This is a genomic window from Fusobacterium perfoetens (assembly GCF_021531475.1).
In the GTDB taxonomy this organism is placed as follows: Bacteria; Fusobacteriota; Fusobacteriia; order Fusobacteriales; family Fusobacteriaceae; genus Fusobacterium_B.
Genome location: NZ_JADYTX010000025.1, coordinates 1 through 23,722 on the forward strand (window position 1 = coordinate 1; position 23,722 = coordinate 23,722).

Here is a 23,722-nt window from a genome sequence, read left to right on the forward strand (position 1 = left end):
TTAGACATACATTACCAACTTTCTTATATTTTTTAATTTGTTGATAATATATATGTGTCCTTTATGGGTATCATATCATTGATAAGAAGAATATTTTCTCTTTCTTTTACGCGTAATACTTTGTAAATTTAATTTCTTCATAAGTCTTGATACTTTTTTATGATTAATATTTATTCCTTGATTTTTAAGTTCTAATGTTATTCTTCTATATCCATATCTTTTCTTATTCGCATAAAATATTTCTTTGATTTTGTCAATAATATCTTGATTTTTTAAATCTTTATCTTTTTTATTTATGTAAAAATAGTATGTTGCTCTTGCTATACCAGATATTTTAAGTAATAGTTTTAAAGGATACTTAGCTCTAAGTTCAGTTATTATTCTGACTCTTTGTTCTTTGCTAATTCTTCTTCCTGAACTAGAGCATTCAACTTTTTTAAATATTCATTTTCAGCTTTTAAATACAAAATTTCTCTTTCCAAATCTTTAATTTTATCTTCTTTAGTTAATATTTTTTTAGATTTCTTTAATTTAGTCATAGTTTTAGATTTTCTCCCTCTTTTGTTTTCTATGACATTATAGCAGTTTTCTTTAAATTTTTTAATCCAATTATCTAAAATTCCACTGGAACTTAATCCGATATCAACAGCTACTGAATTTATACTTTCTTTTCTCATTAGAACTCTATTAATAGCAGTTTCCTTAAATTCTTTAGAATAATATCTATTTTTATTATTTCGCAAAATATTATATCCGTGTTTATTAATTAAAGCTATTAAATATTTAATTTTACTTTCATTTAAATTAAATTTTAGACTTAAATTTTTTAAAGTTTCACCTTTTAACCTTTGTTCAAACATTTCAATTTTTTGTTCTTTTGTTAGTTTAGCCATAAAAAAACTGCACCCTCCATCTTAGTTGTCTAAGATTTTGGGTGCAGTACAATTTTTAATCATTAATTTATCAGCTCCTCTTTATATCTATTATTTAGTAGTAGGTAAAGATTTTCTATACTCAAAGCATCTCTTCATATTATTAGTTCTAAACTCTGCTTTTTTAAGAGCAATCTCCTCATTTAACTTTTGTACCTTTGCCCAGTCTGGACTGTCTTTCAAAAGTTCCTTTCTAATCTCAAGTCTTTTTTCAGCAAACTCTATCCTTGTCTTTTCAACCTCTGGATTTACTCTAAACTCTCTTTTTTCATTTGTTCTATAATATTCACATTGTTGGTGGTGTCTTCCAAAATCTCTATGATGATATCCTTTTCCAAAAGCTGTAATTCCCACAACTACCATTAAACTACCTATTAAAAATTTTTTCATATAATCCTCCTTTTTGCTTTTCTTACAGAGATTATATATTTTGATTGTTACCTCAATATGTCAAAAGAAAAAATAAATCTGTCATTTTCTATAACTATATTATAATCTGACTTATGCAAATCCAAAATCTTTTTTATAAGAGAAAGTCCCAAGCCACTACCCTCGATATTTAGCTCTGTGGCATTTTTCCCTCTAAAGAAAGGCTCAAAAAGTTTTTCCCTGTCCACTTCCTCAATATAGATAGGATTTTCAAAAAATATCTTACCCTCCTTAGAATAAACCTTTATCAAAGAGTTTTCAGGGGAATATTTAAGGGCATTTTGCACCAGATTATCAAGTACAATCCTAAATAATTTTTTATTGACTTTCATAGACATATCTTTTAAATCGATTTCCCAAGTCAAATCTTTTTTTAGTTCCAAAAATTCAAACTTTTCCATACTCTCTTTTAATAAATCTTTAAGGTTAAACTCCTCCTTTTCAAGATTAAAGTTGGAAGAAAGTTTAGAAAGTAAAAGCAAATCCTTAACAAGAGTGTCCATATACTTGCTTTCTTTCAAGATAACCTTATGATAATTTCTCTCGCTCCCCCTGTCTAACCTATCACTCATAAGAAGTTGAGCGTGGGTATTAATAACAGCAATAGGGGTTTTAAGTTCGTGGGAGGCATTGGACACAAAAGTATTTAGATTTTCCATAGAACTTTTTATATTATCTGCCATTGTATTTATATTTTGGCTAAGTTCCATAAGCTCATCACTGGTTTTTATAGAAGATTTTTCAGAGAAATCAAGCCTAGATATTTTTTGTGCCACCCTATTAAGAGATTTGATATTATCTGTTATTCTTTTAGTAAAAATCCTTGATATAACAATACTTACAACCATTGCTATAATAAAAGTTATAAGGTTTAGAAGATAGACCTCGTGTCTATGGCTACTCATAACCGATAGAGAAGTGGTGATTACAAGGAGATTTTTTCCTCCAATCACCTCTTTATATGCCAAAAGAGTTATATTATTATTCTGTAGAAAGATAATATGAAACCCTTCATCAAGATTTTCATAACGATTTTTATACCTTTTATGGTGGAGAGCCTTTTGTGGCTGTAAATTCCCAAGATAGATATTTATCCCCTTGCTATCCCTTATATTATCAATATATTCCTCAAGTAAAGTAGAATTATTGGGATTTTTCATAAGGTTTTTGGTCTGGATAGAAGTTGCGAGTATCTCCCTTTTTATCCTTTTTATATAGAAAGAATCAGCAAAAAATATACTTAGGACATAGCTTACAAGAACTGTAAATATAATTAAAAATATGGAAAAAATCGAAATTTTTCTAAAAAGATTAATTTTTATTTTCATCTAATTGATACCCCATTCCTCTCACAGTCTTCAAAAGATAACTATAATCCCCAAGTTTTTTACGTATTCTTCTGACCAAAGTGTCCACCACCCTGTCGTCTCCCTCAAAGTCAAAGCCCCATACCTCGTTAAGAAGTTTTTCACGAGAGAAGATAAGTCCTTTATTTTTAAACATAAACTCAAGAAACTGTATCTCACGTCTAGTAAGCTCCGCTATCTCACCATTGATGTTAAGCTCCCCTTTTTTACAGTCAAATAAAAGATTTTCAAATCTATAACTATTGTTCCCCTCCATTTTTAAGAGCTTTTTTATCTTTAAAGTCAGAATTTTTAAGTTAAAGGGTTTTGTAATATAGTCATCTGCCCCAAGCTTTAAACCTTTGTATTCGTCAATATCTGAGTCCCTAGCTGTCATAATTATTATGGGTATCTCAGATATTTTTCTAATCTCACTACATATATCCCAACCTATGATTTTAGGAAGATTTATATCTAGTAAAACTATATCAGGAGAAGTCTCGTAAAACTTTCTAAGCCCCTCTTCTCCATCAAATGCTTTCACTACACTAAACTCATCACAAAGAGTGTCATAAAGTACACTTGCTAGATTTTTTTCATCTTCTATGATTAAAACTTTCTTTAACATTTTTCACCTCAAATAAATTATAGCATATTATTTAGATAAAAAATTAGTCTACATTGTCTAAATAAAAGTTTGTCTTTTATAGGTAGCAAAACTTTTAAAAATTGAGTAGTTTGTCTTTTATAAGTTGCAAAACTTTTAAAAATTAAGTAATTTGTCTTTTATAAGTTGCAAAACTTTTAAAAAAATGATAAGATTATTACATAGAGAGGTGGTTTTATGATAAAAAGAGAGTTATATTTAAAACAGATTAGAAATTTTATAGATAAACCTATTATAAAAGTTATCACAGGAATGAGAAGAAGTGGAAAATCAATGATATTAAAATTAATATCGGAGAAGCTTTTAGAAAAGGGAGTAAATCCTCAAAATATTATATATATAAACTTTGAATCTTTGATGTTTGACGATTTAACAGAATTTAAGGCTTTATATAGATATATAATAGAAAAATCTCAGAACTTAAAAGGAAAAATATATATTCTTTTAGATGAGATTCAAGAGGTACAACACTGGGAAAAAGCTATAAACTCATTTATGGTAGATTTAGACTGTGATATTTATATTACAGGTTCAAATGCCAATCTTTTGTCTTCGGAGTTAGCCACATATATTGCTGGAAGATATATAGAGATAAAAATCTATCCTCTTTCTTTTGCTGAGTATATAGATTTTGCTAAAAAACAAAATCCTCAGAAAATTTTAACAAAAGAAGAATATTTTGAGGAGTATCTTCAATTTGGAGGATTGCCGGGAATACATAATTTTAACTATGATAAGAATAATATTTATCAATATTTAGCTGATATTTACAACTCTATTCTTTTAAAAGATGTAATTGCTAAAAATAATATAAGAGATGTTGACCTTTTAGAAAGAATTGTTTTATACGCTTTTGACAATATAGGAAATACTTTTTCGGCTAAAAATGTTTCTGATTTCTTAAAAAGTCAAGGAAGAAAATTGAGTAGAGAAACAGTGTATAATTATTTAAAAGCTTTAGAAAATGCCTATATACTTTCAAGAGTACAAAGATATGATATAAAAGGAAAGTCTATTCTTGAAACAATGGAGAAATTTTATCTAATGGATTTAGGATTTCGTCATACAAAACTTGGTTATAGGTCAAATGATATAGCAGGATATTTGGAAAATATTATTTATTTGGAACTTCTTAGAAGAAAATATACAGTAAATATAGGAAAATTACAAACAAAAGAGATTGACTTTATAGGTAGTTTCCAAGAAAAAAAATTATATGTTCAAGTAACTTATCTATTATCATCTCCAGAGACTATCGAAAGGGAGTTTTCTCCTTTAAAAAATATAGAGGATAACTATCCAAAATATGTACTGTCTATGGATAATTTAAAAGAGGATAATATAGAGGGAATAATAAGAAAAAAAATAATAGATTTTTTATTAGAGGAAAATTTATAAAAAAGAGGCTATTGCAAATAAAACGCAATAGCCTTTAGTATTAGTTTTTCTTTTCAAAAACAATCTCTATAGGAGAACCCTCAAATCCAAAAGATTCTCTTAATTTATTCTCTATATATCTAGCATAAGAGAAGTGCATAAGTTCTGGATAGTTACAGAATAAAACAAATCTTGGTGGTGCAGTACCGATTTGTGTAGCGTAGTTGATTTTTGTAACTCTTCCTTTTCTTGTTGGTGGTGGGTTCATAATAACTGCCTCATTGATAACAGTATTAAGAAGTCCAGTAGAAATAGTTCTTATATATTCTCCGTAGATTTGGTCAGCTATGCCGAAAAGATTTATAGTTCTTTGTCCAGTAAGAGCAGATATAAACTCAATAGGAGCATAAGAAAGGAATGGAAGTTCCGCAAGTAGAGCCTCTCTCATCTCTTTCATAGTATCTTTTGATTTTTCCACTAAGTCCCATTTATTTACAACTATAACTATAGGTTTTTTCTCTTCGTGAGCAATACCAGCTATTCTCTTATCTTGTTCAGTTAGCCCCTCTTTACCGTCAAATAATAGGAAACATACATCAGCTCTTTTTATAGCTTTTAAAGCTTTAAGAACAGAGTAATATTCTAGTGATTCTTCAACTTTAGATTTTCTTCTTATTCCAGCAGTGTCGATAAGTACATATTTATTATCTTGGAACATAACAGGAGTGTCGATAGCATCTCTAGTAGTTCCAGCTATATTACTTACGATAGCTCTATTTTTTCCACAAAGTTTATTTACTAAAGAAGATTTTCCAGCATTTGGTTTTCCAATGATAGCGATTTTTAAACCGTCTTCTTCCTCTTCTGGAAGTTCCACAGAGTTTATTTTTTCAACTACAAGGTCTAGCATATCCCCAAGGTTTATCTTATGTTCTCCAGATATTCCGATAAGGTCTTCAAATCCTAAAGCCCAGAAGTCTATAAGGTCATCTTGTTGTTCCATAAAGTTATCGATTTTGTTTACACAAAGGATAACAGGTTTTGTTTTCTTTCTAAGGTAGTAAGCTACTTCCTCATCAAGAGCTGTAAGTCCAGCTTTTCCGTCAACAACAAAGATTATAACGTCAGCCTCAGTTACAGCAACCTCAGCTTGTTCTTTTATCTTTGTCATCATAAAATCATTATTTCTAGGTTCTAGTCCACCTGTGTCAACTAAAACAAATTCTCTTCCGTTCCATTCAGTATCTCTGTAAAGTCTATCTCTTGTAACACCAGGTTGGTCATCAACGATAGCCACTCTATCTCCAACAAGTTTATTGAAAAGAGTTGATTTTCCAACGTTAGGTCTTCCAATAATAGCAACGATTGGTTTCATTATTTCCTCCTATTTCTTTTTAAAATTACCTTTATTATTCTTACTATTTTTATTAGATTTTTTATCTACAAAACTATTTTTATTTTGGTTAGATTTACCTTTATCCCCACTTCTGTTAAAGCTAGCTTTATGAGAAAAGCCTTTCGGATTCTCACGAGGGATAATAATATTTTTTTGTTTTTCCTTTTTACCATTGTCCTTTTCTACAAAGATTTTCTTACCTGTAAAAGGATTAATCTCTGTATAATACATAAGTGTTGCATATGTAGATGGAGTTGGTGTAAAGATTTGCACCTGTTCAGGGCTTATCTTAAGCTCCTCTGATGCAAAAATCTTAAGGTCTAACATATCTTTTTCGTTACAACCTGGGTGGGCTGCTATTAAATAATAAGTCAAAAATTGTTTTTTATCAAGCTTTTTATTTAGTTCATAGAACTTTCTTTTAAATTTGATAAGTTCCTCTTTTCCCGGTTTCCCCATCAAATCCAAAATCTTATCCTCAGTATGTTCTGGAGCGATTTTCATCTGACCAGATACGTGATGAGCCACTATCTCTTCAAGATATTTGTCCCCATAAGTTTTATCCCCAAGTATCAAATCATATCTTATACCAGAGGCTATAAAGACTTTTTTTATCTTTTCTATATTTCTCACTTTTTCAAGTAGAGAGATTTGTTTTTTATGGTTAGGTTTTAGGGCTGGGCAAACATTTGGATAAAGACATCTTTTATCGCTACAAGCCCCAAGCTTTAATTTTTTGCTACACTCCATCTGATACATATTGGCAGTTGGACCACCTACGTCAGATATATTTCCCTTAAATTTTTTATCCTTTGTAATCTCTTTTATCTCTTTAAGGATAGAATCCTCACTTCTAGAAGTTACAGTTCTACCTTGATGGATAGCAATAGCACAGAAATTACACTCTCCATAACAACCTCTATGGGTAGTAAGAGAATATTTTATAGTGTCCATAGCTCTGACTTCTCCCTGAGCTTTATAATAAGGGTGTACATCTCTTTCATATGGAAGTTCGTAGATTTCGTCCAAAAGTTCTTCTGAAAAAAGTTCAGATGGTGGATTTTGTATAAGCCATCTATCTCCGTGCTTTTGGTTAAGCCCCTTTGCAGTTATAGGGTCGCAATTTTTATAGAAAGTATTAAACATCTCTATAAATTTATATTTATCTTCTACACACTCTTCATAAGATGGAACAGTTAGATATTTTTTATTTTCTTCTTTGGAAATATAAGCAAGTCCACGGATATTTCTCCATTCTCTATTTCCTTTTAGAGCATTGGCAAGTTCAAGCATAGATTTTTCCCCCATTCCATAAGAGAGAATATCAGCTTTAGCGTCAAAAATTAGAGAACGTCTAAGATTATTTGACCAATAATCATAGTGGGTAATTCTTCTAAGGCTTGCCTCAATCCCACCAAGAACAATAGGGATTTTACTATTTTTAAAAAATCTTCTGATTAAACCTGTGTAAACTATTGATGCTCTATCTGGACGACGATTATTTTCTCCCCCAGGAGTAAAGTCATCTTTGTGTCTTTTTTTCTTAGTGGCAGTGTAGTTCGCCACCATAGAGTCAACACAACCAGCAGATATAGCCCAATAAATATTTGGTTCTCCAAGACGAGTGATATCATCAGGAGAATTTATATCAGGCTGGGCAATAACTCCCACCTTGTAGCCATTTTTTACAAGCCATTTTCCAATAAGAGCTGTACCATTGTATGAAGAATCTATATAGGTATCTCCAGATATTAAGATAACATCTAGAGAATCCCAACCTAATTTTTTTACTTCTTCTAAAGTAGTAGGTAAAAACATAATTTTACTTCCTTTTTATATTCTAGTTAGCATATGTCTAACAGCAAGTATCCCCATTACAGCAGCGATATTTAATCCACTACCATAACCAGACCCATCTCCAGCAGCGTAAAGTCCGTCGATATTTGTCATCATATTTTTATCAATATCCATTCTTGTACTTCTAAATTTTATTTCTGGGAAGTAAAGAAGTAAGTCAGCTGAGGCAAATCCTGGAGTGATTTTGTCGTGTGCCTCAATAAATTCTATAATATTATCTAAAATTCTCTTTGGACAAGCAAGAGAGATATCTCCAGCTACATAATCAGATGTAGTAGGAACGATATTAAGTCTTTCTAACTTCTCATCAGTAGAACGTTTTCCCTCTTTTAAGTCAGCATAAGATTGAACTAAAAGTTTTCCACCAGTAAGCATTGATGACATTTTAGCAATAGCTGTTGCATACTCAAATGGTTTATCAAATGGCTCTGTAAAAGTTTTTGTACAAAGTAGTGCCAAGTTTGTATTTTGAGATTTTTTATGTTTATAGGCGTGTCCATTTGCTAAAACTACATCGTCAGCATGTTTTTCCATAGCTATAAATCCACTAGGGTTACTACAGAAAGTTCTCATCTTATCTTTGTAAGTTTTAGAATAATATATCATCTTTGCCTCATAGAAGTTTTCGTTTATCTCTTTCATAATAATATCTGGAATCTCTACCCTAACACCAACGTCAATAGCTCCGTTAGAACATCTTACACCAGATTTATGGCACATCTCCATTACCTTTTGAGCTCCACTTCTACCCATAGCAAGTAGGACATTATCAGAATAATATTCTTCCTCTTGACCTTTATAAGTAACTTTAGCTCCTTTTATTTTTCCATCTTCTATGATTAAATCTTCTATATCTCTTTCAACTTTAAACTCTACACCTTTTTCTAAAAGAAAATCTACAAGTTTTGTGTAAAGTTTTCTAGAACCATCAGTTCCAAGGTGCATAGTAGGAGTGTCAATAAGTTGCACTCTATTTTCTATACATTTTCTTTTTATTTCAATCATAGCTTGGTTGTATTTAAGACCAGCAGGTTCTTCAGTAAATCCAAAATCTCTATATATTTGTACAACATCTTTTATAGTTTCGTTAACAACCTCTTTACCAGTTACTTTGTGTACATCTCCTCCAACTTTATAATCCATATTAAATTTAGAATCAGAGAAAGCTCCAGCACCGCTTACACCATAGATTATAGCACAAGTAGGGCAGTTAGCACATTTACCAGTAAGTTCTTTAGGGCAAACTCTATTTTTTAACATCTTTCCTTTGTCGATTACTAAAACTTTTAAATCAGGATTTTTTGTTATAGCCTCATAAGCTCCAAAAACTCCAGCTTGTCCACCACCAAGAAAAATAATATCGTATTTATTCATTAATCCTCCTATTTATTGTTTACTCCAATTAATATTTTGAAAATATACATTAGTTGGTAGATTTGGGTGAATCTCTCCACTTTGATTAGAGAAATCATATATCCAACCACCACTTCCATCTATCTTGTTAAAATCATTCGAATCTATCACTTTGTTAGACTCAGCCAGAGAATCAGTTTTCTCTGTAAAATCTAAAATATTTTTTCCATAAATCTCAGCAAAAGATATTTTTTTGCCATCTCTATCTGTGTAGTCCAAAAGAGCAAGGTCATTTGCCACTCCCTCTTTATTAAGTTCTGGGTAACTACCTGTCAGTTGATAGTATTTTTCAAGGGCAATCCTAATCTCCACAAGACTTGCCTCCACTCTCTCAGCTTTATTAAAATATGTAAGCTCTAGAAAAAATGGTTTAATAGATCTAAAACCAACAAATCCCAAAACTGAAAGAATGATAATTATCTCAAAAAAATAATCTATACGTCTACGTTTATATTTAACCATCTATTTCACCTATCTTTTTGGTTTTATAAAGGCTTTTCTTATTATAATCTCCCCTTTTTTAGGATATGTAATCTCAAGATGAAGAGGACCTCTCTTTACAGATACCCAAGAAAGTCCTTTAAATACAAGTTCTTCTCCACTTTCTACAACAAATTCTTCTGTAACCAAATCTTTTAAATCAGGAGAATCCCAACAATCATCACAAGGTGGATAGAACAGATCTCTTCTATTAGAAGTTTCAAGCTCTTTTGCTTTTTCTAAGTTTGTATCGTGATAACTTATATTTTTTGACGCATAAACAGAGAATATAGGGTCAAACTCGTTTTCACTAAGAACTCTCATCTTAACAAGTCCACCGATAAATATCACTCTATCTTTACCAGTTTTATAAGTTTTTCTAGAAATCTCCATTGATGGAACTATATCAAGGTTACATTTTTCACATACTAAATCTGAAAATCTTCCCTCAGGTATTAGCCCCGGAGTATCAATAAGAGTTATATTTCCATTTGTAATTTTTTTCTTAGAACTTTTTAGAGTAGTTCCAGGATATTTTGATTCAGTGGCGATATTTTTACCGATAATTCTATTTATTATACTTGATTTACCTACGTTTGTAACCCCAAGAACAATAGCTCTTACACCGTCAGGGAAGAAATGATTTAATTTTTTATAAATTCCACTTATTCCATAACCTTTTTTGCTACTTACAATAGCCACATCAAGAGGAGCTATCCCCTCTTCTCCAAGACGATATTTTATCCAATCAGCCACTTCTGATGGGTGTTTATCATCTGGTATCAAATCTATTTTATTAAGAACAACTATAGAATCCATCTCTCTTAAAATATCAAGGATTTCATAGTCAAAAGACCCCTCAAAATCTATGGCGTCAAATATTGCCACAGCCACATCAGCGTCTTTTAAAGCCTCGTGTACCTCTTTTCTATAATCAAGTCTTGATAAAGTTATAGGAAGATACTCCCCATAGTTTTTTATTTTAAAACATCTTTGACAGTACAGATCTTTTCCTTGATTTTCATCTTTTTCCAAAACTGAAAGAGGAAGAAACCCCTCTTTATTTTTATCTGTTCCTTGTAGCTCTATACCACAACCAACACAAAATTTACTCATTTAACCTCCAAATTATATTTTTTCTACAATAATATTAGAACTTGTATAAATACAGATAGAACTTGCTATTAAAAGTGCCTCACGAGCAATATCTTCGGCACTCATATCAGTGTGTTTTAAAAGAGCAAGCCCAGCGGAATAGGCGTAATTTCCACCACTTCCTATTGCTAGCAAATCTTCTTCAGGCTCCAAAACATCTCCATTTCCAGAGATTGAGAAAAGTCCATCTTTTCCTCCAACAACGATAGATGCCTCCATCTCCTTTTGAAATTTATCGTTTCTTATATCTTTTGCAAGTTCAACAGCAGATTTTTTTAAGTTTCCTCTATACTCATCTAAGTATTGTTCAAATTTTTCTTCCAAGACAAAAGCGTCAGCAGCTATCCCTGCAAATCCCAAAACTACATCATAATCTTTTATTTTACGGATTTTTCTTGCTTTTGATTTTACTATTGTATCTCCCAAAGTTACTTGCCCATCACCAGCAATAGCAACCTCGTCACCTTTTTTTACAATTAGTATTGTAGTTGCTTTCATTTTTTCCACGAAAACGTACCTCCATTTCTACAAATTGCTATTTATATTCAAACTTTTTAAAATCACAGGTTTTTTTATAAGTTCTTGATAGATTTTAGTAGTCTCTACACTTAGATGTCCCATAAGTTTTTTTAAGTAGTATATGTTCATTCCGTGAGAAAGCATATAAGCTCCAAAGGTATGCCTAAATATAAAAGGATTTACCTCCTTAGAAATTTCGGCTCTCTTTCCATATTTTACCAAAAGCCGTCTCAAAGAACGGTCACTCAATCTATCAGCAGAACTATTTACAAAAATAATATTTTCATTATATTTATCTTTAAATTTTATTTTTTTAGCCTCTAAATACATTTTTAGATATTTTCTAGCAGTTTCACTGAAGAAAACTCTTCTTATCTCTTTACCATTTGCAATGATAATCTCTCTTTCATTAAGATTTATCGCCATTTCACTTAGCATAATAAGTTCGTTAGGTGTCATTCCTGATGAAAACAGAAGTTCAACAATAAGCCTATCACGAATACCATTACATTTGCTTGTATCAATAATATCTCTTAACTTTTCAATTTCCTCCATAGATAAAATCTCAGGGATTTCAACTATAAAATTAGGAGTTTTTATATGTAACATTGGATTTCTCTCTATCTTCTTATTTTCCAAAAGATATTTAAAGAAAACTCTAAGAGAGGATAACTTTCTTCCAAGACTTCTTTTAGAGATATTTTCCTTTTGAAGTTTTATAGAAAAATCTCTAAGGTCAGTAGAGGATATTTTTTTAATATCTTGGATACTATTTTCATCACAATAAGTTTTCAGTTGCTCCAAATCTTTTTTTAAAGATTTTATACTGCTTGCTTTTTTTCTCTTTGTAAACTCAGAATAAAAAAGAAAATCTTTGATAAGTTTCTCCAAAATAATCCCCCCTCTCACTTAGATATATTTTATCACAAATTACCCTATATATTCAGAAAAATTTTCTTTTAAATAAGTTATAGCTCTTTCAGAGATTTTGTTATATCTCTCTTTTTTATCTCTTATTCTTTTTCCCTCAAGGTCTCTTATCATTCCAAAGTTTGGTCCCATAGGTTGGAAATCTTTTTTCTCCTCAGTGATATATTTTATAATAGCACCGATAGATGATAAGTCTTCAAGAACTAAAGGTTCTTTTCCGATTATTTTATTATAAATATTTATTCCTGCCATAAGCCCTGTTGCCATAGCACATACATATCCCTCACTACCAGTTATTTGACCAGCAAAGAATATATTTTCATACTCTTTTAAATTAAGAGATGTTGTTAAAACCTTTGGAGAATTTATAAAAGTATTTCTGTGCATAACTCCGTATCTTACAAAATCCGCATTTTCAAGCCCCGGAATCATAGAGAAAACTCTTTTTTGCTCTCCCCATCTTAGATTTGTTTGGAATCCTACAAGGTTATATAATTTTCCCTCTTTATCGTCTTGTCTAAGTTGCACAACTGCGAAGTCTCTTGCATTAGTTCTAGGATTTGTAAGTCCTTTTGGTTTTAGTGGTCCAAAAAGTAAAGTTTTTATTCCACGAGAGGCGATTCTTTCAACAGGCATACAAGCCTCAAAAAGTTTTTCCTCTTCAAATTTCTTTAAAGGGATTCTTTCGGCGTTTATTAGATTTTCATAAAATTTGTTATACTCTTCCTCAGTCATAGGGCAGTTTATATACTCTCCGTCCCCTTTGTCATAACGAGATTGGAAATATACTTTGTCTTTATCAATAGACTCAAAAGTTACAATAGGAGCAGCAGCATCATAGAAATATAGATACTCATCCTTTGTAAGTTTTTTTATATTTTCAGATAAAACAGGTGATGTCAAAGGTCCACTTGCAATCAAAACTATTTTATCCATTGGAATCTCTTTTAACTCTTCATTTATAAATTCAATATTAGGGTGATTTTTCAAAATATTTGTAATTTTTTCAGAAAAAAGATTTCTATCAACAGCTAAGGCTTGTCCAGCAGGTACTCTAAATTCGTCAGCTACTTTCATAAGTAAAGAACCAAAAAGTCTAAGCTCCTCTTTCATAAGTCCACTGGCATTTCCAAGATGGTCTCCACCAAGTGAGTTACTACACACAAGTTCTGCAAAATTTTCTGTCTTGTGAGCCTCAGTAGATAATTTTGGTCTCATTTCATAAAGTTTTACTTTTATACCTCTCTCGGCTAATTGGTAAGCAGCCTCACTTCCAGCAAGTCCAGCACCAATAACAATTACTTCTTTATTCATATATTCTCCTATAAAATTATTATCAAATTCGTACACAATATTATACTATATTTTACAAAATATTTCCATAGTAGAGATAATTTTTTAGTAAATATTTATAGAATTTTTTTAATTTATGTGATATAATTAATCGTTATGCCAAAATTTTCTATTGTGTGAGGTGAATAAAGTGGAAGTTATAAGTAAAGATAAACCAAAAGGAAAAGACTATTCAATTATAAAAGCTAAAAGAAAACAAAAAAGAATATTAGAAGAAAAAGCGATAAAACAAAGAACTGAAAATAAAAGACAAAATGCTGAAAAAAGAAAGGCTCAAAATTTAGAGAGTGCTTATCAAGACAAATGTAGAGAAGTAGAGATAGTAGGACTTAGAAAAAATATGCTACTTCTTAACATAGAGGGAGAGGTTGAAAAGAGAGCTCCTCTATATGATAAGAGAAAAGTAAATTCTGGAAATATCGAAAAAGAGATACTAAATGTATTTGTAAAACTTTATGGAAGTGATTTTCCAGTAAGAAAACTTAAAAACTTTAAAGAAAAAAGAGACGAACTAGTTTTTGCCTTTAAAGAACTATTAGATTAAAATCATATTTACTTTTATAATCAAAAAAGGTATAATGTATATATACAAACTTAGGTGTTTCACCACCTTGGTTTTTCAATAAACTGAAAGTGAAGGGGTTCTAAATACAAAAAGTTGTCTTAAATATGACAGCTTTTTTTCTAGAGAAAATTATTGACAGACAGGTCTATATAATATATAATAAAAACACAATTTAATAAAAAAGATTGCTAGGGGAGCCGAAAGGCTGAGAAAGATGTATCTTGACCCTTGGAACCTGATATGGTTAATACCAGCGTAGGGAAGCAAAAGTTTTAATTCTTATTTAATAAAAAAGATAACTAAGATAAGAAAAAAATATTTAGCTCTGTACTTTGGTACAGGGCTTTTTTTATTACAGATTTTAAGGAGGAAGTATGTATTCAACACAAATGGAAGCTGCAAAAAAAGGGATTTTCACAAAGGAAATGGAAATTGTAGCAAGAGATGAGCAAATGACAAAAGAGGAACTTATGGAAAAATTAGCTAAAGGGTCAATAGTAATCCCAGCTAATAAAAATCATAAAAACATCTACCCAAGAGCAGTAGGAGAAGGAACAAGAACAAAAGTAAACGTAAATCTTGGAGTTTCAGAAGACTGCTGTGACTACTGTGGAGAAATGGTAAAAGTTCAAAAAGCTATAGAATATGGAACAGACGCTATAATGGATCTGAGTACATTTGGAGATACTAAAAAATTTAGAAGAGAATTAGTAGAAAAATCTTCAGTTATGTTAGGTACAGTACCAATGTATGACGCTGTTGCAAAACTTGGAAAAAATATAAAAGATATGACTGTTGAAGATCTATTCAAAGTTGTTGAAGAACATTGTGAAGATGGAATAGACTTTTTAACAATCCACGCTGGACTTAATAGAGCTTGTGTAGATAGACTTAGAAATACAAAAAGACTTACAAAAATAGTTAGCCGTGGAGGATCAATTCTTTTCCAATGGATGATATTAAACGACAGAGAAAATCCTTTCTATGAACACTACGACAGACTTTTAGAAATTTGTAGAAAATATGATGTAACTTTAAGTTTAGGAGACGGATTAAGACCTGGAAGTATAAAAGATTCAACAGATGGTCCACAAATCCAAGAATTAATAATTTTAGGAGAACTTACAAAAAGAGCTTGGGAAAAAGATGTACAAGTTATGATTGAAGGACCTGGACACGTTCCAATGCACGAGATTGTTACAAACATGCAATTAGAAAAAAAATTATGTCACAACGCTCCTTTCTATGTATTAGGACCATTAGTAACTGATATAGCTCCAGGATATGACCACATTACAGCAGCAATCGGAGGAGCTATCGCAGCCTCATCTGGAGCAGACTTCCTTTGTTATGTAACTCCAGCAGAACACTTAAGACTTCCAACTTTACAAGATATGAAAGATGGAATAATGGCATCAAGAATAGCTGGACACGCAGCTGATATAGCTAAAGGTCTAAAAGGTGCTAGAGATTGGGACAATAGAATGAGTAAATATAGAGGAGAACTTGATTGGGAAGGACAATTTAAAGAATGTATCGATCCAGAAAAAGCAAAAGAGTACAGAGCATCTTCAATGCCACTTGTAGAAGAAAAAGTTTGTACAATGTGTGGAGATTTATGCCCAATGAAGAGATGTAACGACATCTTAGATTAAATTTAGGAAATAAAAAAGCTGTTGCAATTTATATAAATTATTTTTTTATAGATTTGCAACAGCTATATTAATTTTTAAATTATTTTGCTATTTTATAAACAGCTTTTCTTAAAGATTTTTTCTCTCCAACTTTTAAACAAGGCATATGTGGTTCATCAGTGAAGAATATTATAAAATCCTCTGGAGTAAGAGTAAATACAGTTTCTGGATATTTTTTGAAAAGTCCAAAATCTCCCTCTTCATTAAATGGCTCAGCCACTTCTAACCCTTCATCAGAAAGTAAAACTCCATAGTTTTCAACACCTTCAACGATAACTTGAATGTCTATATATTTTTTGTGAGTTTCAAATAAAGCCTCTTCAAAATCTTTAGTAGATTCTAATTCTTGGAAATTAAAGAATACTTTATCTCCGTCTACTTCATTTCTTCCAAGAGTACCATTTTTGTAATCTCCTCTTTTGATACTATCGATTGCAGTATCTAAATTTTTAGAAAGTCCTTTGTACATTTCTATATCTTTTATTTTACCAACTATCATCAAAACCCCTCCATAATATTATGATACCTTAATTATACCTTGAAAATCTAAAAAATAAAAATTTTTCTTAGAAAATAATTCCGTATATGAAAAATTATTCATATATCTTTTCTATTTTTGATTTTAAATTAGCCGAAATTTTAAATTCTGGCTCAGATATATATTTTAAAGCTGTAAAAGGTTTATTTTTATAAGAACCTCTATCTCTGTGTGATTCATAGATTTCCTCTTCGATATCGTTTTCAAAAGGAAGAGCAAAACCTAAATCCTCTTTTATAAGAGAGTTTATCTGTTTATTTTTCTTGTTAGAGTTAAAAATCTCCTCTTCAGTTCTCCAAGAGTGGTTATCTCTGTCATAAACAGCCACATATGGAATACTAAAATTGTTTAAAAGAGTGATAAATTGTGGGATTGTACTTTTGCTACCACACTCAATAATAGAATAATCATATTTAAAGACGTTTAAAAGCTTTCCAAGGAAAGAGATAACGATTTTATCAGTTTGTCCCTCTACTAATATAACTTTTTTTGCGAAAAATAGCTCTGCACGGTCTGGATTTATCCAGTAGTTCATATTAAAGGCTTTTATAGCATCATCTTCAAATATATTTTTATTTGTTTGGAATAGATAGATTTTTTCATCTTTTTGTTTTGTTATACAGATAGATTTATATTGTTTTAGCCCTACAAAGCAACTAGAGAAAGTTTTTAAATATATATTGACCCCTCTATTTGAAAGTTTTATAAAATAGTTATAAAGCTCTCTTTGTTTCTGTGGATTAAGATAAAGCTCTGGTTCTTCAAATAAAATAGTGGCATCTCCCAGTAAAGTTCTATTTTTATCTAAAGAATCTAAAGCTATTTTTTTGATAAACTCAAAGAAAAGATAACGGTAAATTTCACTATTAGTGTGACCAAGATTTATTTCGTGATAAAGATTAGCGAGGTCTTCTTCAATCTCTTTGGATTTTTCAGGATTTTTTATAAGGAGCTTGTAGAAGAAAGATGCCACATCTTTAAAATCTCCCTCTCTTCTTCCGTGGATATGTACAAAAGGTACTTCTTCTATAAAGTTTATATAATCTCTGTGGGTTATTTCTTCCCACTCGTTTTTAGTTTTCAAAAGATATTTTACATTCATATCATTATAGATTAAGATTTTTAATTTATATGAAAGTTTATTTTTTATAAAAATTAGTTTTAGCTGAGCATAATCTGAGCCTTTAGCTATATCAGATATATCCAATGGACTTTTATTAAAAGCAAAGGATAGAGCAGAAGTAACATTATTAGTTCCCTCGATACTTTGACCTAAAAAAAGCATAAGTTCATTAAAATGGATATCCATTTTTTTTATTTTTCTCCAATTTCTTATAGAAATCAATTTTAGTTTCATATGCCCCTCCGTTTTATAATAAATTTTGATTTATTTTTCACTATATGTTAATATTACAATATAAATAGAAAAAATTCAAAATAATTTTTTGAAAGGATAATATAATGAAAAAATTAATCATAGCAATGCTTTTTATAAGTCTTGGAATTATAGCTAATGGAGAGGGTAAAAAAAATATAAAGAGGGTAGATACAGAGAAAATAAAAATAGAAAAAACTTCTCTTAAGGAGCTTGGAGAGGATAAATTTTACAAAAGATTAAATGAAAAAGATTTAGATTACAATGTTTTTAAAATGGCTATAAAAGGTTATAGAAAAATAAAAGTTAAAAATGATGATAACATTATTATAATAGATTTTTCAAAGGATTCAATAGAAAAAAGATTTTATTTTATAGATTTAGAAAATGGAAAAATAAGATATAAAACCTATGTTACCCACGGAAAAAACAGTGGAGCTGAAAAAGCTATAAGTTTTTCTAACCACCCAAACTCATATAAAAGTTCAATAGGATTTTTTTTAACGAGAAGTCATTATAATGGAGCATATGGATATTCCATAAGACTTAAAGGTTTAGAAGAGGAGTTTAATTCAAACGCTATTATAAGGGGAATTGTAATTCACGGGTCAAAGGAGGCAGAGGAAAAATATATTGAAAGATATGGATTTTTGGGAAGAACCGAGGGGTGTCCAGCTCTCCCACTTGGGATTTCAAGGGAGATAATGGAAAAAATTCCAGACAATACAGTGCTTTTTATCTACGGAGAAGAGGAAAAATATTTTAAAAAAAGTAAATTTTTAAAATAGATTATTGATAAAATAAAACTACTGTGATATAATGAATCATTAATAACGACTGTTATATAAAAAGGAGAAATATTGTGATTTTTTTAAAGGAAAGCGAAAAAACAGCTATAATATATGACGATAAAAAAATAACTTATACAGAACTTACTAGAGGAGCAAAAAGTTTTGCCGAGAGATTAAATATACAAAGAGATGACAAAGTTGTAGTCTTTATGGAAAATAGACCTGAGATTTTATATGGTTTATTAGCTATATTTGATAAAAGAGGAATCTCTGTAAACTTAGACGGAAGTTTTACAAGTGAAGAGCTTGTATATTATCTTACAGACTGTACACCAAAATATATTATTACATCAAGAAAAAATTATGAAACAGCTAAAAAAGGTGTAGAACTTGCTGGAATTAATGTAGAAATATTAGTTGGAGAAGATATTCCACTTGACTATAACGGAGAAAATATGGTTGTGGAATTAGATGAGAAAACAGAAAAAGATAAAGTTATGTTTATCCTTTATACTTCTGGAACAACAGGAAATCCAAAAGGGGTAATGCTTACTTTTGACAACCTTTTAGTAAACTTAGAAGGTCTTATGAAGTATAAAATGTTTAATTCAGAAGATAGAGTTTTAGGAATACTTCCAATGCACCATATCCTACCTCTTTTAGGGTCAGGATTACTTCCAATAGTTCATGGTTGTACTTTGGTATTTTTAAAAGAACTTTCATCACAAGCTCTTGTTGATGCTCTAAAAAAATATAAGATTACAATCATTATAGGAGTTCCAAAACTTTGGGAAATGCTTCACAAAAAAATAATGGAAAAAATAAATGGAAGTGGTTTAACAAGAGGAATCTTTAAACTTGCTGAGAAAATAAATAGCAAATCATTTAGTAAAATTGTATTTAAAAAAGTTCACGAAGGTTTTGGAGGAGCAGTTCGTTTCTTCGTTGCTGGAGGTTCAAAACTAGACTCTGTTGTTTCAAGAGATTTTTTAACTTTAGGTATAGATGTCTGTGAAGGATATGGACTTACAGAAACAGCACCAATGGTAAGTTTTACCCCTATAAATAGAGTTATCCCTGGTTGTGCTGGAGAGATAATTAACGACGTAGAAGTTAAAATAGGTGAAGACGGAGAGATTTTAGTAAAAGGTAGAAACGTAATGAAAGGTTACTACAATAAACCTGAGGCAACAGCAGAGGTAATAAAAGACGGTTGGTTCCATACTGGAGATTTGGGACGTGTTGAAGGAAAAAATCTTTATGTTACTGGAAGAAAAAAAGAGATGATAGTTTTATCTAATGGAAAAAATATCAACCCTGTTGAGATAGAACAATGGATAAGTGCGAAAACTGACCTTATGAAAGAGATAGCTATAATAGATTATGAAAATAAACTTACAGCTTTAATCTACCCAGATTTTTATAAACTTCATGAAAAAGGTGTAACAAATATTTTAGAAACATTTAAAATGGGAGTTATAGACGAATACAACAGACAAGCTCCAAGTTATAAAAAAGTTTTAGATGTTAAGATAGTAAAAGAGGAGTTTCCAAAAACAAAAATTGGTAAAATCAGAAGATTTATGCTTAAGGATTTACTAGAAAATAAAAAAGAAGAAGTACAACAAAAAATAGACGAGCCTACAACAGAGGAATATAAAGAGATTGCAAAATATATAAAAACTCTAAAAAATAAACCAGTTCTTCCAACAGCTCATTTAGAGCTTGACTTAGGACTTGATTCACTAGAAGTTGTAGAGCTTTTAACATTTATCGAAAGTACATTTGGTGTAAAAATAGATGAAAAAACTTTAGTAGAACACGCTACAATAAAAGATTTAGCTGAGTATGTGGCAAATGGGTCAAAAGAGGTTACTCACTCAAATGTAAAATGGAAAGATTTATTAACAGCTGATGTAGATACAACAGGTTTCCCAAAATCTAATACAATTGGAAAAATAGTAAAAGCAGTTTTAAAACTTGTATTTACATTCTATATAAGAATGGATAAAAAAGGTCTAAAAAATATAGAAAACAAAGAGCCAGTTATTTTTGTTGGAAACCATCAAAGTTTCTTAGATGGATTTATTGTAAACCAAAGTTTACCAAATAGAGTTTTAGATAGAACTTGTTTCTTTGCAAAATCTAAACATTTCCAAAAAGGTTATATGAAATTTATGGGAGAAAACTCAAATATTATCCTTGTTGATATAAATAAAAATCTTGTAAACTCTATGCAACTTTTAGGAAAAGCTTTCAAAATGGGATATAACATAGTTATCTTCCCAGAGGGTACAAGAACAAGAGATGGAAAAATGGGAACATTTAAAAAATTCTTTGCTATATTATCAAAAGAATTAAATATCCCTGTTGTACCTTTTGTAATAGATGGAGCTTATGATTTATATCCACCTAGTGCAAAATATCCTCACTCAGGAAAATTAAGTGTTAAATTCCTAGAAAAAGTTTATCCAGACGAAAATCTTTCTTATGAAGAATTTGCTGAAAAAATAAAAGGAATTATTGCAAAAGAATTAGAAAAATAATAAATAAAAAAAGTCCGTTAATGGACTTTTTTTTTATTTCAAAAGATGATATAATAAAATAGATAAAATCTGTAAAAAATTAAAGAAAGTTGAGGTAGATAAAATAGATGTTTATAGATGAAATAATTATTACAGTAAAAGCTGGAAATGGTGGAGATGGAGCTGCTACTTTCAGAAGAGAAAAGTATATCCAATTTGGTGGACCAGATGGAGGAGATGGAGGAAAAGGTGGAGACGTTATATTTTTAGCTGACCCAAATATCAATACTCTTATCGATTTCAAATTTAAAAAGAAATTCGCTGCTGAAAATGGTGGAAACGGAGCTAAAAAAAGATGTTTTGGTAAAAATGGAGAGGACTTAGTAATAAAAGTTCCTGTTGGTACTCAAGTTAGAGACTTAGAAAGTGGAAAACTTTTACTTGATATGAACACACCTAACCAAACAAGAGTTTTCTTAAGAGGAGGAAAAGGTGGATTTGGTAACGAACACTTTAAAAACTCTATAAGAAAAGCTCCAAAAATGGCAGAAAAAGGTAGAGAGGGAGCAGAAGTAAAAGTAAAACTTGAGTTAAAACTTTTAGCAGACGTAGCTTTAGTTGGATATCCATCTGTTGGAAAATCAAGTTTTATCAACAAAGTATCAGCTGCAAAATCAAAAGTTGGAGCTTATCACTTCACAACTCTAGAACCAAAACTTGGAGTAATCAGAATGGCAGAGGGAAAATCTTTTGTTATTGCTGATATTCCAGGACTTATTGAAGGAGCAAGTGAAGGAGTTGGACTTGGAGATAAATTCTTAAGACATATCGAAAGATGTAAAATGATTTATCATATAGTTGACGTGGCTGGAATTGAGGGAAGAGACCCTATTGACGATTATAATAAAATCAACGAAGAATTAAGAAAATTCAGTGAAAAATTAGCTAACAAAAAACAAATCGTTCTTGCTAATAAAATGGACTTATTATGGGAAATGGAAAAATATGAAGAGTTCAAAAAATATGTAGAGGAAAGAGGAGCGAAAGTTTATCCAATCTCTGTAATCTTAGGAGATGGTATCAAAGAAGTTATAGGAGATACTTATAATCTACTTGAAAAAATAGAAAGAGAACCTTTAGAAGAAGAGGAAGATGTATTAAAAGTAATAAGAGCTCAAAAAACTGACAAAGCTCCATTCATTATCACTCAAGATGAAGATGGAGTATTCCAAGTTGAAGGAGCTATGGTTGACGGAGTATTATCAAAATATGTTATCACTTACGACGAAGAATCAGTTATCACTTTTGTTCATATGTTAAAAAATCTTGGAATGGAAGAGGCTTTAAGAGAAGCTGGAGCTGTTGACGGAGATACAGTTAGAATTATAGACGTAGAATTTGAGTATGTAGAATAAGAATAGGAGTTTTTATGAAAGGGATAGTTATTGCAGGTCCAACTGGAGTTGGAAAAACAGATTTGTCTTTAAAATTAGCTGAAGCTTTAGATTGTGAGATAATTTCTGCTGACTCAGCTCAAGTATATAAAGGAATGGATATTGGAACTGCTAAAATATCTGAGTCTGAAATGATGGGAATAAAACACCATATGCTTGATGTACTAGAGCCGACAAAAAAATATAGTGTTGGAGATTATCAAAAAGATGTTGATGAAATCCTAAAAACTTTAGAAAAAGAGAATAAAAATGTGATTCTTACAGGTGGAACAGGGTTGTACATCAACTCAATAACAGATGGTTTATCAGATTTACCATCAGCAGATGAAATTTTAAGAAATAAATTAAGTGAAATGCCAATAGAGGAGCTTTTTGAAAAATTAAAAGAGCTTGACCCAGAGAGTGCAGAAACTATCCATATAAATAATAGAAAAAGAGTTGAGAGAGCTTTGGAAGTATGTCTTATTACAAATCAAAAATTTTCAGAGCTTTCTAAGAAAAATATAAAAAATAATAACTATTCTTTTTTGAAAGTTTGTCTTATGAGAGATAGAGAACATCTTTATGAAAGAATAAATAAAAGAGTGGATATTATGATGGAGGCAGGACTTCTTAAAGAGGCAGAGGCGCTTTTCAAAAAATATGGTGGTGAAACTCTAAAAAAAATAAATATAATAGGTTATTCAGAGCTTATTGATTATTTCGAGGGAAGAATAAGCTTAGAAAAGGCAATAGACGATATAAAGAAAAATTCAAGACACTATGCTAAAAGACAACTTACTTGGTTTAGAAATCAAAAGGATTATATCTGGTTTGATTTAGATAAAGATAGTGAAAATGAAATATTGGAATCTATAAAAAATTTATACTTAAAAGAATTAAAATAATAATTAACTTGATAAAACCAGCGAGTTATGGTATATTAT

At 30.4% G+C, this 23,722-nt stretch carries 20 protein-coding genes, 1 pseudogene and 1 riboswitch; of the genes and pseudogenes, 7 read left to right on the plus strand and 14 right to left on the minus strand.

The genetic code is table 11. The features are described 5' to 3' along the window. Positions 1 to 78 precede the first annotated feature (78 nt). The 4 genes and pseudogenes from I6E15_RS06600 to I6E15_RS06615 all read right to left on the minus strand — a co-directional run. Positions 79 to 893: pseudogene (locus tag I6E15_RS06600) on the minus strand (IS3 family transposase); the annotation flags it as partial. 90 nt (positions 894 to 983) lie between these two features. Then, positions 984 to 1,322 carry a hypothetical protein gene (locus tag I6E15_RS06605; protein ID WP_235247068.1) on the minus strand — a complete coding sequence of 113 codons (339 nt, stop codon included), beginning with the start codon at positions 1,320 to 1,322 and terminating at the stop codon, positions 984 to 986. Positions 1,323 to 1,369: 47 nt separating this feature from the next. Continuing rightward, complete coding sequence (locus tag I6E15_RS06610; protein ID WP_235247069.1) at positions 1,370 to 2,689, minus strand: sensor histidine kinase; 1,320 nt, start codon at positions 2,687 to 2,689, stop codon at positions 1,370 to 1,372. Further along, entirely contained in the window at positions 2,673 to 3,335 is a 663-nt protein-coding gene (locus tag I6E15_RS06615; RefSeq protein ID WP_235247070.1) for a response regulator transcription factor, read from the minus strand. The genes I6E15_RS06610 and I6E15_RS06615 overlap by 17 nt, the downstream gene beginning before the upstream one ends. Before the next feature lie 216 nt (positions 3,336 to 3,551). On the opposite strand from I6E15_RS06615, the gene I6E15_RS06620 reads away from it, so the two are divergent. Next, positions 3,552 to 4,772: an ATP-binding protein gene (locus I6E15_RS06620; protein ID WP_235247071.1), complete on the plus strand. Its 1,221-nt coding sequence runs from the start codon at positions 3,552 to 3,554 to the stop codon at positions 4,770 to 4,772. 40 nt (positions 4,773 to 4,812) lie between these two features. Here the strand turns inward: I6E15_RS06620 and der are convergent, their stop codons facing one another. From der to trmFO, 8 genes are read right to left on the minus strand one after another with little or no spacing between them, the layout of a single operon-like run. Continuing rightward, positions 4,813 to 6,126 carry a ribosome biogenesis GTPase Der gene (gene der, locus I6E15_RS06625; RefSeq protein ID WP_177160285.1) on the minus strand — a complete coding sequence of 438 codons (1,314 nt, stop codon included), beginning with the start codon at positions 6,124 to 6,126 and terminating at the stop codon, positions 4,813 to 4,815. 9 nt (positions 6,127 to 6,135) lie between these two features. Then, complete coding sequence (locus I6E15_RS06630) at positions 6,136 to 7,968, minus strand: YgiQ family radical SAM protein (RefSeq protein ID WP_235247090.1); 1,833 nt, start codon at positions 7,966 to 7,968, stop codon at positions 6,136 to 6,138. Between the two features lie 12 nt (positions 7,969 to 7,980). After that, a complete protein-coding gene (locus tag I6E15_RS06635; protein ID WP_235247072.1) occupies positions 7,981 to 9,378 on the minus strand; it encodes an NAD(P)/FAD-dependent oxidoreductase in 1,398 nt (465 codons plus the stop codon). Between the two features lie 12 nt (positions 9,379 to 9,390). Beyond that, positions 9,391 to 9,879, minus strand: a complete 489-nt coding sequence (locus tag I6E15_RS06640) for a hypothetical protein (protein WP_235247073.1) — start codon at positions 9,877 to 9,879, stop codon at positions 9,391 to 9,393. 9 nt (positions 9,880 to 9,888) lie between these two features. Further along, positions 9,889 to 11,013, minus strand: a complete 1,125-nt coding sequence (yqeH, locus tag I6E15_RS06645; RefSeq protein WP_235247074.1) for a ribosome biogenesis GTPase YqeH — start codon at positions 11,011 to 11,013, stop codon at positions 9,889 to 9,891. Between the two features lie 12 nt (positions 11,014 to 11,025). Continuing rightward, positions 11,026 to 11,550 (minus strand): ATP-dependent protease subunit HslV, encoded by a 525-nt coding sequence (hslV, locus tag I6E15_RS06650; protein ID WP_177160364.1) that lies wholly within the window; start codon positions 11,548 to 11,550, stop codon positions 11,026 to 11,028. A 27-nt stretch (positions 11,551 to 11,577) separates the two neighbouring features. Then, positions 11,578 to 12,462, minus strand: coding sequence for a tyrosine-type recombinase/integrase (locus tag I6E15_RS06655; protein ID WP_235247075.1), 885 nt, complete (start codon positions 12,460 to 12,462; stop codon positions 11,578 to 11,580). A gap of 39 nt (positions 12,463 to 12,501) precedes the next feature. Then, positions 12,502 to 13,815, minus strand: coding sequence for a methylenetetrahydrofolate--tRNA-(uracil(54)-C(5))-methyltransferase (FADH(2)-oxidizing) TrmFO (trmFO, locus tag I6E15_RS06660; RefSeq protein ID WP_235247076.1), 1,314 nt, complete (start codon positions 13,813 to 13,815; stop codon positions 12,502 to 12,504). A 169-nt stretch (positions 13,816 to 13,984) separates the two neighbouring features. Here trmFO and I6E15_RS06665 point away from each other — a divergent pair, with 169 nt between their 5' ends. Together I6E15_RS06665 and thiC are read left to right on the plus strand one after the other, a co-directional pair. Next, on the plus strand, positions 13,985 to 14,398 hold the full coding sequence (locus I6E15_RS06665) for a hypothetical protein (protein WP_235247077.1): 414 nt from the start codon (positions 13,985 to 13,987) through the stop codon (positions 14,396 to 14,398). 201 nt (positions 14,399 to 14,599) lie between these two features. Beyond that, a riboswitch (TPP riboswitch) is annotated at positions 14,600 to 14,698 on the plus strand. Between the two features lie 95 nt (positions 14,699 to 14,793). After that, entirely contained in the window at positions 14,794 to 16,074 is a 1,281-nt protein-coding gene (gene thiC, locus I6E15_RS06670) for a phosphomethylpyrimidine synthase ThiC (protein ID WP_177160279.1), read from the plus strand. Positions 16,075 to 16,153: 79 nt separating this feature from the next. On the opposite strand, the gene I6E15_RS06675 is transcribed toward thiC, so the two are convergent. Together I6E15_RS06675 and I6E15_RS06680 are read right to left on the minus strand one after the other, a co-directional pair. Continuing rightward, the gene (locus I6E15_RS06675) at positions 16,154 to 16,612 is read right to left on the minus strand and encodes a YhcH/YjgK/YiaL family protein (RefSeq protein WP_177160278.1); all 459 of its coding nucleotides are present in this window, start codon (positions 16,610 to 16,612) and stop codon (positions 16,154 to 16,156) included. Positions 16,613 to 16,706: 94 nt separating this feature from the next. After that, the gene (locus I6E15_RS06680) at positions 16,707 to 18,008 is read right to left on the minus strand and encodes an ATP-dependent nuclease (protein ID WP_235247078.1); all 1,302 of its coding nucleotides are present in this window, start codon (positions 18,006 to 18,008) and stop codon (positions 16,707 to 16,709) included. A gap of 104 nt (positions 18,009 to 18,112) precedes the next feature. Here I6E15_RS06680 and I6E15_RS06685 point away from each other — a divergent pair, with 104 nt between their 5' ends. The 4 genes from I6E15_RS06685 to miaA all read left to right on the plus strand — a co-directional run bounded on the left by I6E15_RS06685 (position 18,113) and on the right by miaA (position 23,683). Next, positions 18,113 to 18,814 (plus strand): murein L,D-transpeptidase catalytic domain family protein, encoded by a 702-nt coding sequence (locus I6E15_RS06685; protein WP_235247079.1) that lies wholly within the window; start codon positions 18,113 to 18,115, stop codon positions 18,812 to 18,814. A gap of 74 nt (positions 18,815 to 18,888) precedes the next feature. Beyond that, a complete protein-coding gene (locus I6E15_RS06690; RefSeq protein ID WP_235247080.1) occupies positions 18,889 to 21,363 on the plus strand; it encodes an AMP-binding protein in 2,475 nt (824 codons plus the stop codon). A gap of 107 nt (positions 21,364 to 21,470) precedes the next feature. Continuing rightward, on the plus strand, positions 21,471 to 22,757 hold the full coding sequence (obgE, locus tag I6E15_RS06695) for a GTPase ObgE (protein WP_177162222.1): 1,287 nt from the start codon (positions 21,471 to 21,473) through the stop codon (positions 22,755 to 22,757). A 14-nt stretch (positions 22,758 to 22,771) separates the two neighbouring features. Next, a complete protein-coding gene (miaA, locus tag I6E15_RS06700; protein WP_235247081.1) occupies positions 22,772 to 23,683 on the plus strand; it encodes a tRNA (adenosine(37)-N6)-dimethylallyltransferase MiaA in 912 nt (303 codons plus the stop codon). Positions 23,684 to 23,722 lie beyond the last annotated feature (39 nt).